Raw genomic sequence first — 16,492 nt, 5'->3', positions numbered from 1 at the left:
GGTCCGGGAGCGCGACTCCCCTCGGTCAGTGCTCGGGTCTACGCAGCGCCGCCATGAACATGGCGTCGGTGCCGTGCCGGTGCGGCCACAGCTGGACTCCCGGCCCCTCCCCGATCCCCGGCACGCCGGGGACGAGTTCGCGTGTGTCGAGTTGCTCGACGCCGTGGCGGCGCACCGCGTCGGACACGACGGCGACCGTCTCGGACACGTGCGGTGAGCACGTGGAGTAGAGCACCACGCCGCCGGGACGCAACAGCCCGATCGCCGACGCGAGCAGTTCCTTCTGCAGCCGCACGAGTTCGGCGACGTCGCCCGGTTGCCTCCGCCATCGCGCCTCGGGACGCCGCCGCAGAGCACCGAGACCCGTGCAGGGAGCGTCGACGAGGATGCGGTCGTATCCCGGTTCGAGGCCCGGGTCGCGGCCGTCGGCGACATGCACGGTTACCGGCAGGTCGCGGGCGGTCTTGCGGACCAGTTCGGCACGGTGCTCGACCGGTTCGACGGCGTCGACGGCGAATCCGTCGATCGCCGCGATGGCGCCGAGCAGCGCCGCTTTTCCGCCCGGTCCCGCGCACAGGTCGAGCCAGCGGCCCCGATCCTCTCCCTCGAGAGGCGCGAGGGTGAGGGCGCGGGCGACGAGCTGGCTTCCCTCGTCCTGGACGGCGGCCATTCCTTCCCTGACCGGTTCGAGTCGGCCGGGATCGCCGTGGTCGAGATGCACCGCGTACGGCGACCACGGACCGATCTCACCGCCGGTGACGAGTGCGAGTTCTTCGGCGGTGATGACACCGGGCCGGGCGACCAGATGGACGATCGGGCGCGCGTCGTCGGCGGCGAGGACGTCGGCGAGCTCGGAGGCGTCCGCGCCGAGCGCGTGGGCGAACGCCTGCGCGATCCACAGGGGGTGGGCGTACCGGAACGCCAAGTGCCCCACCGGGTCCCGTTCCCGGTCGGGGGCGAGCAGTGCGACCCACTCGTCCTCGGACCGCTCCCCCACACGACGCAACACGGCGTTGACGAATCCGGCTCGGCCGGAACCGAATTCCGCTCGCACCAGGTCGACGCTCGTGGCGACGGCGGCATGCGGCGCGACGCGTGTGCGCAGCAGCTGGTAGGCGCCCAGCCGCAACACGTCGAGCAGCGCGCCGTCGATCTCGTCGACGGGACGGTTGGCAGCGTCGGCGATCACCGCGTCCAGCAGACCCCGTGCGCGGGCCGCGCCGTAGGTGAGTTCGGTGGCCAGGGCGGCGTCGCGCGCATCGAGGTGCCGCTCGCGCAGCAACGACGGCAGAACGAGATTCGCGTACGCGTCGCGTTCGCGCACCGCGCGCAGCACGTCCCGCGCGGCGACGCGGGCGGGGTCGGAGTGCGGCTTCGGCGGGCGGCGGGTGCGCTCGGACGCCGGGGTGCGACCCGGCTTCCCTCCGCTGTTGCGACCACCGCGCCCGGCGGGCGTGCGTCCCCCCGGATCGCGCTTGCCCCGCGGGGGCCTACCGGACTCGCTCATCGCGCACGCACCTTCGGGTCGAGACGGGCGCCGCGCGCCCAGTCCGTGGCTGCCATCGCCTTCTTTCCGGGCGGCTGTACCGTCCCGAGTCGCACCGCCGCGGTAGCGGTACCGACGAGCACACCGTCCTTGCGGATCTCGAGCTCACCGGGTTCGAGGGACTCGTCGGTCACCGTCACAGGTCCGATCTTCACTCGCAGGTCGCCGATCATCGTCCACGCGCCCGGAGCCGGGGTGACCGCGCGGATCCCACGGTCGACGACGTGCGCGGGCAGGGTCCACTGCACCTGGGCCGCCTCGACGGTGACCTTCGGAGCGTGGGAGATACCGTCGGCCGGCTGGGGAGCGGGCGTGAGGATGCCGTCCTCGAGTCCGTCGAGGGTGGACTCGAGCAGCGTGGCTCCCGCTTCGGCGAGTCGGCCGAGCAGGTCTCCGGCGGTGTCGGTGGGACGGACCGTCTCCGTGACGACGCCGTAGACCGGCCCGGTGTCGAGTCCGGCTTCGAGGCGGAAGGTGCTTGCACCGGTGATCTCGTCGCCGGCGGCGATCGCCGCCTGCACCGGTGCTGCGCCACGCCAGGCGGGCAGCAACGAGAAGTGCAGGTTCACCCATCCGTGAGCAGGGATGTCCAGGACCTGCTGCGGGATCAGGGCGCCGTAGGCGACCACGGGGCAGCAGTCGGGTGCGAGCTCGGTCAGCCGAGCGACGAACTCGGGGTCGTGCGGCGTGCGCGGAGTGAGCACCTCGATGCCGTGCTCGTCGGCGAGCTGCCCCACGGCCGATCGCACGACCTTCCGGCCGCGACCGGCGGTCGTGTCGGGGCGGGTGACCACCGCGACGACCTCGTGGCGCGACGACTCGATGAGGCGGAGCAACGACGGGACGGCGGGTTCCGGTGTTCCCGCGAAGACCACGCGCATGTCAGAGCACCACCGGGGAGGACGTGGGGTGCGCTGCGTGTGGACTGTGCGGGGATGTCACGGATGCTGCTCCAGTTCTCGACGGCGATGACCTCCCACAGTCTAGGGAGTCGGTGCCGTGCGACCCGCATCACCGCGCCGTGCGGGCTCTCGTCACGGTCAGGTGTTGGACTGGAGGATCAGTTCGGGGATGCCGGTACCGAGCGCGACGGGGTCGCATTCACCGAGCGCGTACCGATCGGGATCGAGCACGTGCCGGGCGAGCTGCAGCGAGAACGAGTCGTAGACCATGTTGAAGTGACCGGTCAGATCCTGCGGGCACAGCTCCTGGATGACGTAGTTGGTCGCGCCTCCCCCGCGCAGTGCGACGTTGCCGGCCGGCTGGATGACCTCGTCGACCTCGGTGCCGATGGTCGTGTACCGCACGCCGGCAACGGTGTCGGTGGGCGTGTTGAGTTCGGCGAGCAGTTCCGATCCCTCGAGTTGCTGCACGAGCGCGACGGAGAATTCGCCCTCGACGATGTCTGTCGCTCCGGGCAGCGTGGCGACGGCCGCACCGATTCCGTAGAAGGTGCCCCCGTAGGTGGGTGACGCCATTCCGACCCACCGGTCGACGACCTCGGCGCCACCGAGTTCGTTGATGTAGTACCGGGCGACGGTGGCTCCCTGCGAATAGCCGACGACGTCCACCTCCTCCGCACCGGTGGCGTCCTGTACCTCGGTGACGAAGTCGCCGAACTGTGCTGCGGAGACCCGGATGTCACCCGTGCCGTAGTCGTCGGCGCCGTCGGCGAGACCGTAGTTCAGTGCAAACACACACCAGCCCGATGCGGCAAGCAGCGGTGAGAGCGCGGCGAAGTCGGAGTACGCGTCGGAATCGGTGCCGTGCGCGAGCACCACCGGGCGGGGGTGCTCCTCGGACGGCACACACGAGAAGTCGTTACTGCCCGCCGGCGCGGTGTCAGGATTGTTCTCGGCATACTCGGCTGCTTCGGCGTGGCCGGTGGCCACCGGTCCCGCCGGGACCGGCACGCTGCTGACGGAACCCTCACCGAGACCGAGGATCGGCCCGTCACCGGGCGAGATCGGCTGCGCCGCCGCTGTACCGGCAGTGAGCATCGCGGCGACGCACAGGCCGACGACACCGCCGACATTCCGCCCGGCTCTCATTCGTCCGTCCTCTCCTTCTGCACGCCTTCCCGGCACCTACGAAAGAGATCGGTCACAATCACCAGCTTCGCTACTGTGACGAATGGTATCTCCCGCACGGTGTGTCGCTGTCGTTTCTGCGTACGACAGGAGCCTGATGGACCTTGCGCTCGATCCACGGCGGTTCCACACTGAGAACAGCCTCCGCCGACGGAACTGTACGGTGCGAACACGGTGTCCTCACCGTCCTCGCACATCTCGACCTGCACTTCGCATGTGCCGTTGCTCACCGATCCACCGGAGACGTCATGATCACCGATCCCGACGGACCCGCCGATACCCGAATCATGGGAATCGTGCACTCGGCCCTGCGCCGCGACCTCCTTCGTATCGAGGTGGCCACCGCCACGAAGACCTGGCAGGAGACCCATCGCATGGCTCTCGCCGACCACGTGCTGTGGATGATGGACTTCCTGCACCACCACCACGAGTCCGAGGACAAGGGGCTCTATCCGCTCGTGCTGCGATGCAACTCCGAAGCCGGCCCACTCGTGGACAGGATGAACACCGACCACCGCACGATCGAACCGGCGATCTCGGCCGTCGAGGCCGCCGCCCTCGACCTCCGCTCCGACCGTCCGGGTTCCGGAGAGGCGCTCGGGGCCGCTCTGTCCCGGCTGTCCGAGGTTCTGCTCCCCCACCTCGAACTCGAGGAACGGGAGATGATGCCGCTGGTCTCGAAGAGCATCACCGATGCGCAGTGGCGGGCGTGGGACGACGAATTCAACATCGGGCCGAAGGGAATGCAGCAACTCGGCAAGGAGGGGAACTGGCTCATCGACGGCCTCGACGCGTCGTCGCGAGATCACGTCGTGCATCTCGTGCCGCCGGTGCCGCGCTTCATCCTGCTGCACATCCTCGGCATACGACACCGCCACGAGTTCGCAGCGCTGTGGAAGGGTTCCGAAGCCGCATCCATTCCTTCGCAACCGATTCCGAAAGCGGCGTAAGGCGCGAGGCGAGGATCCGGAGAGATCCTCCCGTGGCCGGATCAACCGATACGCGGCGGATCCACCTGGACCCGCAGTGGCCCGTCCGCGCGACGTGCCGTGCGGGTGGCCTGCGCGTCGCGCAGGGACCGACCGAGTGCGCGACCGCGCTCCCGTGCGACCCGCACGATCATCCGGTGCACGTCCTCCGGTTCGGGCCCGTCGGATCCGAACGGCAGTCGCTGTCCCGGCGGTAGCGGTACGGGTCCGAGTACTTCGGCTCCCTCGGGCAGGTGTGTGGCCCCGAGCAGTTCGGCGACCGCCGCCGACGACCCGTCGATCGCGGCCATGTGGACCGCGGGAGGGAATCCGACCTCGGCTCGTTCGGAGACCTCGGATCGGGCATGTCCCACTGGATCCCAGCGCACGAGTGCCTGCACGGTGGGGATCCCGGAATCCGCGACGACCACGACCTGTCCCCCCTCGGCGAACGAGCGCACGAGGGCCGACGCCGTGAGCCAGCGCCGCAGCGTCTCCTCGGCGGCACGCAGATCGGCTCTACCGAGCAACGCCCACCCGTCGAGGAGCAGCGCCGCCCCGTAACCGCCCTCGGCGACCGGTTCGGCTCCCACGGTCGCGACGACGAGCGCCGCCGAACCGGGCACCGCGTGTTTGACCTCGTTTCCGCCGGAGGTCACGACGGGCACACCGGGAAAGGCGCGTCCCAGTTCCTCTGCGGTGCGAGCCGCCCCGACGACCACAGCCCGCAACGAACGTGCACCGCACGCGTGGCACCGGTGCCGCGCGTCGGCGACACCGCACCACCGGCACGCCGGGATCGCGGCTCCGTCGGGCCCGGCCGCGGTGGGCAGCGCGAGCGGACCGTTGCAGTGCCGGCACCGAGCGGGTGCCCGGCACTTGCCGCACGCCAACGCGGGCACGTAACCGCGCCGTGGTACCTGCACGAGGACCGGGCGCTCCGACGCGAGAGCGGACCGCGCGGCGGCGAACGCGATGGCCGGCAGTCTTGCGGCACGCGCGGCCGGGTCCCGCGCGAGTGCCTGGTCGCTGTCGGCGAGGGCTGTGACCTTGGGAGCGCACGCCCTCACGACGTCACGGGGCGCCACGAGGTCGTGCGCCCATCCGGCGTCGACGAGTGCCTGGGTCTCCGCGGTGCGCGCGTGCCCGGCGATCACGATCGCGGCACCGACCGCGTGGGCGCGCAGGGCGGCCACTTCGCGGGCGTGCGGATACGGCGACCGCGGCTCACAGTGCAGGTCGTCGCCGTCGTCCCACACCACGAGAAGCCCGAGATCGGGTGTCGGCGCGAACACCGCGGCACGGGTCCCGACGACGATCCGCGCGGAGCCTCTCAATGCCGCGAGCCAACGCCGATAGCGTTCGGCCGGCCCAAGACCGGCGGCGAGGCCGACGACGTGATCGGCCCCGGCGACATCGGCGCACGCCGACACGAGGCGGTCGAGGTCGCGCTGGTCGGGGACGACGAGCACGGCCGCCTTTCCCGAGGCCAGGGTCAGCGCGGCGAGTTCGGCGAGCCGACGGGGCCAGTCCTCACCGGGCAGCGCCTGCCACGCCGCGCGCGGGGCACGGCCGCCACCGAGCGCTTCGAGGAAGTTCTCGCCGTGCCGGTACCGGCCCCATGCCCCGTGATCGATCTCCGGGGCAGGCGGAATTTCCGGTGTGCGCGGCGCCTCGGCCTCGACGCGTGCGTGTCGCGGAGGTACCGCCAGACGCAGCACGTCGGCCCGGGTCCCGGCGTAACGGGTCGCGACTTCCTCCGCCAGAGCGGCGATCTCGGGTGTGAGGACCTGCTCGGACGAGACCACCCGGTCGAGGCGGCCCAGCTTGCCGGTGTGATCGCTCGACGCGGCGCGCGCGAGCAGGAAACCGTCGACGAGGCGTCCGGCGAAGCGGACGCGGACGCGGACGCCCGGACGGGCGTCCGCGTCCAGCTCGCACGGGATCAGGTAGTCGAACTCCCGGTCGAGGTGCGGAACCGGCAGCAGCGGGAGAACCCGCGCGACCGGATCGACCTCGGCGGCGTCGAAATCGGCAGCCACCCGGGCCCGATCGGAATCTACAGACCGGCGGCCGCGCGCAGCTTGTCGGCGCGGTCGGTGTTCTCCCACGGCAGGTCGATGTCGGTACGGCCGAAGTGACCGTACGCAGCGGTCTGCGCGTAGATCGGGCGCAGCAGGTCGAGGTCGCGAATGATCGCGCCCGGACGCAGGTCGAAGACCTCGCCGATCGCCTGCTGGATGCGGGCCGGGTCGGTCTTCTCGGTGCCGAAGGTCTCGACGAACAGACCGACCGGAGCGGCCTTGCCGATCGCATAGGCGACCTGCACCTCGATGCGCTCGGCGAGGCCGGCGGCGACGGCGGTCTTGGCGACCCAGCGCATCGCGTAGGCGGCCGAACGGTCGACCTTCGACGGATCCTTGCCGGAGAACGCGCCACCACCGTGACGGGCCATACCGCCGTAGGTGTCGACGATGATCTTGCGGCCGGTCAGGCCGGCATCACCCATGGGGCCACCGAGGACGAACGATCCGGACGGGTTGACCAGCAGACGCACGTCGGCGGTGTCGAGATCGGCCAGATTCGGGTCGGCGAGCACCGCGTCCACGACGTGGGTGCGCAGATCCGGCGTGAGCAGGTTGTTCAGGTCGATGTCGGCGGCGTGCTGCGTCGAGATGACGATCGTGTCGAGGCGGACGGGCTTGTCGCCGTCGTACTCGATGGTGACCTGGGTCTTGCCGTCGGGGCGCAGGTACGGCAGGACCGCGGACTTACGGACCTCCGTGAGGCGCCGGGACAGGCGGTGGGCGAGGGAGATCGGCAGCGGCATCAGCTCGGGCGTATCGGAGCACGCGTATCCGAACATCAGTCCCTGGTCGCCGGCGCCCTGCAGCGCGACCTCGTCGTCGGTGAGCACACCGCTGCGCGCTTCGAGGGCGACGTCGACGCCACCGGCGATCTCCGGGGACTGGGCGCCGATGGCGATGTTGACGCCGCAGGAGTTGCCGTCGAAGCCCTTCGACGACGAGTCGTAGCCGATCTCGAGCACGCAATCGCGCACGATCTTGGGGATGTCGGCGTATGCGGAGGTGGTGACCTCACCCACCACGTGCACCTGCCCCGTGGTCACGAGAGTTTCCACCGCTACCCGGGCACGAGGATCCTCGGTGAGGAGCGCGTCGAGAACCGAGTCGCTGATCGCGTCACAGATCTTGTCCGGATGTCCTTCCGTCACGGACTCACTGGTGAAAAGACGACCGCCGGTCTTGGCCACGAAACTCCCTCTCGACTATGCGCCAGGCGCTGGACGGACAAACCGTGTGGAGCGTGCGCTCCTCGAACGGGCCGCAACGACCCGATCGCAGTGCCGACGCTACTGCTCCGCAGGCGTCGACGCGAGTATTGAAATCACCCGATTCTGCTGCGTTCCGCCAGCAGAGGTCCGAGCGCGTCGAGTACGCGGCTGGCCATGAGGGCCTTCGATCCGTGAGCGAGGGCGGTTTCCGAACCGTCCGCGGACAGCAACCAGCCGTTGTTGTCGTCGACCTCGAACGCCTTGCCTTCTCCGACGGCGTTGACGACGAGAAGATCGCATCCCTTGCGGGCGAGCTTCTCCCGGGCGTAGGTGAGCACGTCACCGTGCTCGTCGCCGGTCTCCGCCGCGAACCCGACGATGACCGTCTCCGCGGAGAGGCCCCCTTCGGTGCGTGCCCGGACGAGCCCGGCGAGGATGTCGTCGTTCTTCGTCAGCGCGATGGAGTCGGGTTCGCCCTTCCCCTTCTTGATCTTGCTGATCGCGAAGGTGGACGGCCGGAAATCGGCCACGGCCGCGGACATGATCACAGCGTCGGCGCCGGAGGCGTGCTTGGCGACGGCGTCCTGCATCTGCGCGGCCGTCTGCACCCGGACGACGTCGACCGCGGCCGGGTCGTCGAGACCTGCGACACTGCCGGCGACGAGGGTCACGTCGGCGCCGCGTTGCGCGGCGAGACGTGCGAGTGCGTAGCCCTGCTTGCCGGACGACCGGTTGCCGAGGAAGCGCACCGGATCGAGGGGCTCGCGGGTGCCACCGGCGGACACGACGACGCGGCGTCCGGCCAGGTCGCGAGGCAGCGCGTCGGCGCGTTCGAGCAGCAACGCGGCCAGAGTGAAGATCTCGTCGGGTTCGGGCATCCGCCCGGCTCCGGTGTCCTTGCCGGTGAGCCGGCCGGACGCGGGTTCCACGACCACCGCCCCGCGGCGGCGCAGGGTCGCGACGTTGTCGACGGTGGCGGGATGCTCCCACATCTCGGTGTGCATCGCGGGCACGAACATCACCGGGCACCGCGCGGTGAGCAAGGTCGCCGTGAGCAGGTCGTCGGCGCGACCTGCGACCGCCCGGGCCATCAGGTCGGCGGTCGCCGGAGCGATGACGACGAGGTCGGCCTCCTGACCGAGCCGCACGTGCGGAACCTGCGGCACGTCGGCGAATACACCGGTCTCGACGGGGTTGCCGGACAACGCCTCGAAGGTGGCGCGGCCGACGAATTCGAGGGCGGACTCCGTCGGGACGACCCGCACGTGGTGGCCGCTCTCGGTGAACGCGCGGATCAGTGCGCAGGACTTGTAGGCGGCGATGCCGCCGGCGACACCGACGACGATGCGGCGGCGCTGCACGGATCCGGCCTCGCCGCTCGAAGCGGGGTTGTTCACTCGCCTTCGGTGTGCTCGAGCAGATCCGAGTGGATCTCGCGCATGGCGATCGACAGCGGCTTCTCCTGCAGGCCCGGCTCCACGAGGGGGCCGACGTACTCGAGGATGCCGTCGCCGAGCTGGTTGTAGTAATCGTTGATCTGGCGTGCCCGCTTGGCGGCGTAGATCACCAGCGCGTACTTCGAGGAGGCGCGCTCGAGCAGCTCGTCGATAGGCGGGTTGGTGATACCCGAGGGGGTGTCGTAGACCGGGAGGGCGTTGCCCTCGAGGTCGGTCGCGGCTGCCTGGATGCTGCTCACTCGGTGTTCTCCTGAGATGTCGCTGAATAAGGGGGCACCGAAACCGGCGGCCGGACGCGCACGAGGCGCGGACGGTCAGTCGGCTCCGGGTCCGACCAACAAGGATACCAATTCATCGCAGGCCCGGTCGACGTCGTCGTTGACGATCACGACATCGAACTCGTCCTGCGCGGCCAGTTCGCTGCGGGCGGTATCGAGCCTGCGAGCGACGACCTCGTCGGTTTCGGTGCCTCGGCCGGTGAGGCGCTCGACGAGCACCTCCCAACTGGGCGGGGCGAGAAAGGCCAGTACTGCGTCCGGCATCGCGGCGCGGACGGCCCGTGCTCCCGCGAGGTCGACCTCCACGAGCACCGGATGTCCCTCGGCGAGTGCGTCGCGCACCGGCTCGGCCGGCGTGCCCGAACGCTGCAGACCGCCGTGGATGTCGGCCCATTCGAGCAGTTCACCGGCGTCGATCATCCGGTCGAACTCGGCGCGGCCGACGAAGTGGTAATCCACCCCGTCCACCTCGCCCGGTCGCGGGTCCCGGGTGGTGGCCGAGACACTGAAGTGCAGATCCGGGATCCGGCTCCGCAGCAGGCGTACGACGGTCGACTTACCCACCGCGGAGGGCCCGGCCAGTACCACCAGCCGGCCCCTCCGCGTTGCGGGCACGCTGTCCGTCACGGTTCGTGCGTCAGCTACCACGTGCTCAGGCGTCGAAATCGAACCTGGCGAGCAGGGCTTTGCGCTGACGGTCGCCGAGGCCGCGCAGACGGCGGGTCGGGGCGATCTCCAGCTCGGTCATGATCTCCTGCGCCTTGACCTTGCCGACCTTCGGCAGGGCCTCGAGCAGAGCCGACACCTTCATCTTGCCGAGGATCTCGTCGTTCTCGGCGTCCTTGAGCACCTGCTTGAGGTCGGTGCCGCCGCGCTTGAGGCGCTCCTTGAGCTCAGCCCGGGCACGACGGGCAGCAGCCGCCTTCTCCAGAGCAGCGGCGCGCTGCTCATCGGTCAGCTGGGGAAGGGCCACGGTTCCTCCGTCTCATCGTTGGCTTTCGAGTCTTCACCGCTGCAACCAGCGGCGATAGCGACCGTACTCACGACCACCGACGAATGCGAACCCACCCCCCGGCGTTCCGCTCGAAAATCCGTGCGGTAGTGCACGCCGATTCCGCAGCGGATTCCGCGCCCTCCGGTGCGCGTCCGCGCATCGCCGCGACCTGCCCAAATGGGGGAAAACTGCAGGTGAGTGGGTATCCGGGGCGCCGGAGAGGTCCGCAGCGCGCCGAGCGGCTCACGGGATCGGCGACCGGACGTTCGGGCACTTCGGCGGCCCGAGAAATTTTTCTTCCCATTCCGCGTGTCGCGCCGCTCCGAGCGCAGGTCAGAGTGCATACCAGCGGTATGTACGACTCGCGCCCGGACCGCGCGTGGCGATCCGGGCACGAGAGTCGAACGTCTCAGTCCGTCAGGAAGGCGAAGCCGTCCAACGTGCGGGCGACGGCGGCCCGCAGCCCCGCGACGGACGGACCTGCCCGCAGCACGTCCCGTGAGACGTTGGGCACGACGGCCCGCAGGTGGTCGCCCACGAGTCGGCGCACGTCGTCGGCGGTGCCGCCCTGGGCGCCCACTCCGGGCATCAGGATGGGCCCGTGGAGGGCGGACAGGTCGGGCGCCTCGGTGAGGGTCGCTCCGACCACCACACCCACGGATCCGAGCTCTGCCGCTCCGCCGCTCGCGTCGGCGCAGTTGCGGGCGGCGCACTCGTCCACCACGACCTGCGCCACGGTGCGCCCGTCGGCGACCCGGGCCCGCTGGACCTGCGCACCTTCGGGATTGGAGGTGGCCGCGAGCACGAATACCCCGCGGCCCGTCCCGGCCGCCAGATCCAGCGCAGGGGCGAGCGAACCGAAGCCCAGATACGGGGAGACGGTCACGGCGTCCGAACGCAGCGGCGAGCCGTCCGACAGCCAGGTCCGGGCGTAGGCGTCCATCGTGGAACCGATGTCGCCGCGCTTTGCATCGGCGAGCACGAGCACGCCCGTCTCCCCCAGCCCGGCGATGGTGCGTTCGAGCACCGCGAGGCCGGCGGAGCCGTATGCCTCGAAGAACGCCACCTGGGGCTTGACGACCGCGACGGTATCGTCGAACGCCTCGACGCACAGTTCGCTGAACCGGGCCAGACCGTCCACGTCGTCGCCGAGACCCCATGCGGCGAGGAGCCCCGGGTGCGGATCGATGCCCACACACAGCGGCCCGCGGCGCCCGAGGGCGTCCGCGAGTCGCTGCCCGAAGGGCGTCACGCCCGTTCGGCGGGTGCGCCGCGCAGTCGCGCGTGCATCCGCTGGATCGAGCTGACGCCGATCTCACCGCGCAGTGCCGCCTCGATGCCCTGCACCGCGGCGGAGGCACCCTGCACCGTGGTGACGCACGGGATGTTCGCGGCGACCGCCGCGCTGCGGATCTCGTAGCCGTCCACGCGCGGACCGGCATTGCCCCAGGGGGTGTTGATGACCATGTCGACGTCGCCGGCGCGGATGCGATCGACGATGTCGAGCGCGCCCTCGGGCTTGTCCTCGCCCGAGACCTTGTAGACCTGCTCGCAGGGAACACCGTTGCGGCGCAGCACTTCTGCCGTGCCGACGGTGGCCATGATGTGGAAGCCCAGATCGGCGAGGTGCTTGACCGGGAAGATCATCGACCGCTTGTCCTTGTTCGCGAGCGAGACGAAGACCGTGCCCGAGGTGGGCAGGGAGCCGTAGGCCGCGGTCTGGCTCTTCGCGAACGCGGTACCGAAGTCGTCGTCGAGGCCCATGACCTCACCGGTGGACTTCATCTCCGGGCTGAGCAGGGTGTCGATGCCCGTGCCGTCGGCACGCCGGAACCGGTTGAACGGCAGCACCGCTTCCTTCACCGCGACCGGCGCGTCGAGCGGGACGTCGCTGCCGTCGCCCTCCGCCGGGAGGATGCCCGCGGCGCGCAGATCCGCGATGGACTCGCCGAGCATCACCCGAGCACAGGCCTTGGCGAGCTGCACCGCCGTGGCCTTGGAGACGAACGGCACCGTGCGCGAGGCGCGAGGGTTCGCCTCGAGGACGTACAGGATGTCGTCCTTGAGCGCGTACTGGACGTTGAGCAGGCCCTTGACGCCGATGCCCTTCGCGAGCGCCGCCGTCGAACGGCGCACGTTCTCGATGTCGGCACGGCCGAGCGTGATCGGCGGCAGCGCGCAGGCCGAGTCACCGGAGTGGATCCCGGCCTCCTCGATGTGCTCCATGATCCCGCCGATGTACACGTCGGTGCCGTCGCACAACGCGTCGACGTCGATCTCGACCGCATCGTCGAGGAAACGGTCGACGAGCACCGGGCGGTCGTCGGAGATCTCGGTCGCATTGGAGATGTACGTCTCGAGTGCCTTCTCGTCGTACACGATCTCCATACCGCGACCGCCGAGGACGTAGGACGGGCGCACCAGCACCGGGTAGCCGATGCCCGCGGCGATCTCGCGCGCACCCTCGAAGGTGGTGGCGGTGCCGTACTTCGCGGCCGGCAGCTCGGCCTCGTCGAGCACGCGACCGAACTCGCCGCGATCCTCCGCGAGGTCGATCGCCTCGGGCGAGGTACCGACGATCGGCACGCCTGCGGCCTTCAGGCGGCGCGCCAGGCCGAGCGGGGTCTGACCGCCGAGCTGGACGATGACGCCGGCGACCGTGCCGGACTCGCACTCGGCGCGGTAGACCTCGAGGACGTCCTCGAAGGTCAGCGGCTCGAAGTACAGGCGATCGGCGGTGTCGTAGTCGGTCGAGACCGTCTCGGGGTTGCAGTTGACCATCACGGTCTCGTAACCGGCCTCCGACAGCGTCAGCGCGGCGTGGACGCACGAGTAGTCGAACTCGATGCCCTGTCCGATGCGGTTCGGGCCGGAACCGAGGATGAGCACCTTGGGCTTGTCGCGCTGCTCGACGACCTCGGTCTCGGCCGCGGGGTCGAGCTCGTAGGTCGAGTAGTGGTACGGCGTCTTCGCCTCGAACTCGGCCGCGCAGGTGTCCACGGTCTTGTAGACCGGGTGGACGCCCAGCTCCTGACGGAGGGCACGGACATCGTCCTCGGAGGCGAACTGCGCCGGGCGCAGCGCCGCGATCTGCCGGTCGGAGAAACCGTGGTGCTTCGCGTAGCGCAGCTCGGTGGCACCGAACTGCTCGGCCGTGCGGACGTCCTCGCCCAGCTCGACGATGTACGCGAACTGCTCGAGGAACCACGGGTCGATCTTCGTGGCGTCGAAGAGCTGCTCGACGGTCGCGCCGAGCTCGAGCGCCCGGGCGATCCGGTAGAACCGGCCGTCCGTGGGAGTGCGGATCTCTTCGAGGATCTCCTCGAGCGTGCCCTCGACCTCGGGGCCGGTCCAGAAACCGGCGGACTTGGTCTCGAGCGAGCGCAGCACCTTGCCGAAGGCCTCGGTGAAGTTGCGGCCGATCGACATGGCCTCACCGACCGACTTCATGGTGGTGGTGAGAGTGCCGTCGGCACCGGGGAACTTCTCGAACGCGAACCGCGGGGCCTTGACCACGACGTAGTCGAGGCTCGGTTCGAAGCAGGCCGGCGTTTCCTTGGTGATGTCGTTGACGATCTCGTCGAGGGTGTAGCCGATGGCGAGCTTGGCGGCCATCTTCGCGATCGGGTAGCCGGTGGCCTTCGACGCGAGCGCCGACGACCGCGACACGCGCGGGTTCATCTCGATGACGACGAGCCGGCCGTCGCGCGGATCCATCGCGAACTGGATGTTGCAGCCGCCGGTGTCGACACCGACCTCGCGCAGGATGGCGATCGAGAGGTCGCGCATCTGCTGGTACTCGCGGTCGGTGAGCGTCATCGCGGGGGCGACGGTCACCGAGTCGCCGGTGTGCACACCGACCGGGTCGACGTTCTCGATCGAGCAGACGATGACGACGTTGTCGGCACCGTCGCGCATGAGTTCGAGCTCGTATTCCTTCCAGCCGAGGATGGATTCCTCGATGAGCACGTTCGCGGTGGGCGAGGCCGCGAGGCCACCGCCGGCGATGCGCTCGAGGTCGGCGTCGTCGTAGGCCATGCCGGAGCCGAGGCCGCCCATGGTGAAGGACGGCCGCACCACGACGGGGAAGCCGAGTTCGGCGACGGTCGCACGGACCTCGTCCATCGTGTAGCAGACGGCCGAGCGAGCGGATTCGCCGCCGCACTTGGTGACGATGTCCTTGAACTTCTGCCGGTCCTCGCCGCGCTGGATGGCGTCGAAGTCGGCGCCGATGAGTTCGACGCCGTACTTGTCGAGGATGCCGCGCTCGGACAGCGCGACGGCGGTGTTGAGTGCGGTCTGGCCGCCGAGGGTCGCGAGCACCGCGTCGATGGGCGTGCCGTTGGCCTGTTCGGTCGCGATGACCTTCTCGACGTAGTCGGCGGTGATCGGCTCGATGTAGGTCGCATCGGCGAACTCGGGGTCGGTCATGATCGTGGCCGGGTTCGAGTTCACGAGGGAGACCCGAAGGCCCTCCTCGCGGAGCACCCGGCACGCCTGGGTGCCCGAGTAGTCGAACTCGCAAGCCTGCCCGATGACGATCGGGCCGGACCCGATGACCAGGACGTGGGAGAGATCGGTACGGCGTGGCATTTAGTTCTTCTCTCCCTCGAGCAGGCGGGTGAAACGATCGAACAGGTCGACGGCGTCGTGGGGACCGGCCGCCGCCTCGGGGTGGTACTGCACGGAGAACGCCGAACCGTCGAGCAGTCGGACGCCCTCGACGACACCGTCGTTGGCGCAGGTGTGGGTGACCTTCGCGCGCCCGAACGGGGTGTCGAACTCCTGGCCGGCCTCACCTTCGAGCGCGAAGCCGTGGTTCTGGGAGGTGATCGCGATCTGCCCGGTCTCGTGGTCGATGACCGGGATGTTCAGGCCGCGGTGGCCGAACTTCATCTTGTAGGTGTTCAGGCCGAGCGCGCGACCGAGGATCTGGTTGCCGAAGCAGATACCGAACAACGGCAGCCCCTGGCCGAGGATCTCCTTCGTCAGGTGCACCACGTCGCCGACCGCCGCGGGATCACCGGGACCGTTGGACAGGAACACGCCGTCGGCCTTCAGGTCGAGGATGTCGTGCAGGGTCGTGGTGGCGGGGAGCACGTGCACGCGGATCCCGCGCGCAGCCAGCAGTCGCGGGGTGTTGCTCTTGATCCCCAGGTCGAGGGCCGCGACGTCGAAGCGCGCCTCACCCTCGGGTTCGACGACGTAGCCGCTGGTGGTCGTGACCTCACGTGCGAGATTCGCGCCGAGCATCGGAGGCTGCGCCTTGACGCGGTCGAGGAGGGCGTCGATGTCGAGGTCGTCGCCGTTCCAGGCGAGTGCGTCGCCCGAGAAGATTCCCGCGCGCATCGAGCCGAGGGTGCGCAGGTGCCGTACCAGCGCGCGGGTGTCGATGCCCGCGATCCCGACGACCTTCTGCCGTTCGAGTTCGTCCTGCAGGGAACCGGTGGCGCGCCAGCTCGAGGTGGTGCGCGACGGGTCGCGCACCACGTAGCCGGCCACCCAGATCTTCGAGTCGGCCGCGTTGCCGTCGGGGCCGACCGATTCGTTGTCCTCGTCGTTCCAGCCGGTGTTGCCGATCTGCGGTGCGGTGGCAACCACGATCTGGCGGTGGTAGCTCGGATCGGTGAGGGTTTCCTGGTAGCCGGTCATTGCCGTGGTGAACACGGCCTCGCCGAGCGTCTGGCCGACCGCGCCGAAAGTGGTGCCGCGGAAGGCACGTCCGTCCTCGAGGACCAGCACCGCGGTGCCGCCGCCGAATGTTCTGCCGCTCATGCGTTGTCTCCGTTCTTATCGACCGCACCAGAGCCGGCCGCGCGGGCTGAGATCTCGCGTGTCGTGATCGTCGTGTTGTTCGTCGTGAT

The 16,492-nt window shown here is 69.7% G+C and carries 13 protein-coding genes; 1 reads left to right on the top strand and 12 read right to left on the bottom strand.

Annotation, left to right across the window (positions count from 1 at the left end):
* Window positions 1–25: 25 nt before the first annotated feature.
* The 3 genes from EQ874_RS10495 to EQ874_RS10485 all read right to left on the bottom strand — a co-directional run bounded on the left by EQ874_RS10495 (window position 26) and on the right by EQ874_RS10485 (window position 3,597).
* Window positions 26–1,507, bottom strand: coding sequence for a transcription antitermination factor NusB (locus tag EQ874_RS10495; RefSeq protein WP_129976700.1), 1,482 nt, complete (start codon window positions 1,505–1,507; stop codon window positions 26–28).
* Complete coding sequence (gene fmt, locus EQ874_RS10490; RefSeq protein ID WP_129976699.1) at window positions 1,504–2,427, bottom strand: methionyl-tRNA formyltransferase; 924 nt, start codon at window positions 2,425–2,427, stop codon at window positions 1,504–1,506. Before fmt ends, EQ874_RS10495 begins: the two co-directional genes overlap by 4 nt.
* A 159-nt stretch (window positions 2,428–2,586) precedes the next feature.
* A complete protein-coding gene (locus EQ874_RS10485; RefSeq protein WP_129976698.1) occupies window positions 2,587–3,597 on the bottom strand; it encodes an alpha/beta fold hydrolase in 1,011 nt (336 codons plus the stop codon).
* A gap of 287 nt (window positions 3,598–3,884) precedes the next feature.
* On the opposite strand from EQ874_RS10485, the gene EQ874_RS10480 reads away from it, so the two are divergent.
* Complete coding sequence (locus EQ874_RS10480) at window positions 3,885–4,586, top strand: hemerythrin domain-containing protein (protein ID WP_129976697.1); 702 nt, start codon at window positions 3,885–3,887, stop codon at window positions 4,584–4,586.
* Window positions 4,587–4,627: 41 nt separating this feature from the next.
* On the opposite strand, the gene EQ874_RS10475 is transcribed toward EQ874_RS10480, so the two are convergent.
* The 9 genes from EQ874_RS10475 to carA form a co-directional block, all read right to left on the bottom strand.
* The gene (locus tag EQ874_RS10475) at window positions 4,628–6,646 is read right to left on the bottom strand and encodes a primosomal protein N' (protein ID WP_129976696.1); all 2,019 of its coding nucleotides are present in this window, start codon (window positions 6,644–6,646) and stop codon (window positions 4,628–4,630) included.
* Window positions 6,647–6,663: 17 nt separating this feature from the next.
* Complete coding sequence (gene metK / locus EQ874_RS10470; protein ID WP_016934198.1) at window positions 6,664–7,878, bottom strand: methionine adenosyltransferase; 1,215 nt, start codon at window positions 7,876–7,878, stop codon at window positions 6,664–6,666.
* 134 nt (window positions 7,879–8,012) lie between these two features.
* Window positions 8,013–9,296, bottom strand: a complete 1,284-nt coding sequence (gene coaBC / locus EQ874_RS10465) for a bifunctional phosphopantothenoylcysteine decarboxylase/phosphopantothenate--cysteine ligase CoaBC (protein ID WP_064064925.1) — start codon at window positions 9,294–9,296, stop codon at window positions 8,013–8,015.
* Window positions 9,293–9,595, bottom strand: coding sequence for a DNA-directed RNA polymerase subunit omega (rpoZ, locus tag EQ874_RS10460; protein ID WP_016934196.1), 303 nt, complete (start codon window positions 9,593–9,595; stop codon window positions 9,293–9,295). Before rpoZ ends, coaBC begins: the two co-directional genes overlap by 4 nt.
* Window positions 9,596–9,670: 75 nt before the next feature.
* Window positions 9,671–10,222 (bottom strand): guanylate kinase, encoded by a 552-nt coding sequence (gene gmk, locus EQ874_RS10455; protein ID WP_016934195.1) that lies wholly within the window; start codon window positions 10,220–10,222, stop codon window positions 9,671–9,673.
* A gap of 64 nt (window positions 10,223–10,286) precedes the next feature.
* Window positions 10,287–10,607, bottom strand: a complete 321-nt coding sequence (mihF, locus tag EQ874_RS10450; RefSeq protein WP_006551450.1) for an integration host factor, actinobacterial type — start codon at window positions 10,605–10,607, stop codon at window positions 10,287–10,289.
* 430 nt (window positions 10,608–11,037) lie between these two features.
* Window positions 11,038–11,880 carry an orotidine-5'-phosphate decarboxylase gene (gene pyrF / locus EQ874_RS10445; RefSeq protein WP_129976695.1) on the bottom strand — a complete coding sequence of 281 codons (843 nt, stop codon included), beginning with the start codon at window positions 11,878–11,880 and terminating at the stop codon, window positions 11,038–11,040.
* Window positions 11,877–15,221 carry a carbamoyl-phosphate synthase large subunit gene (gene carB, locus EQ874_RS10440; protein WP_129976694.1) on the bottom strand — a complete coding sequence of 1,115 codons (3,345 nt, stop codon included), beginning with the start codon at window positions 15,219–15,221 and terminating at the stop codon, window positions 11,877–11,879. Before carB ends, pyrF begins: the two co-directional genes overlap by 4 nt.
* Complete coding sequence (gene carA, locus EQ874_RS10435) at window positions 15,222–16,403, bottom strand: glutamine-hydrolyzing carbamoyl-phosphate synthase small subunit (protein WP_064064928.1); 1,182 nt, start codon at window positions 16,401–16,403, stop codon at window positions 15,222–15,224.
* Window positions 16,404–16,492 lie beyond the last annotated feature (89 nt).

This window comes from Rhodococcus sp. Q1, assembly GCF_004153645.1.
GTDB lineage: Bacteria > Actinomycetota > Actinomycetes > Mycobacteriales > Mycobacteriaceae > Rhodococcus > Rhodococcus gordoniae.
The sequence above is the reverse complement of the archived record's forward strand: the minus strand, read 5'-3'. Positions and strand labels throughout refer to the sequence as shown.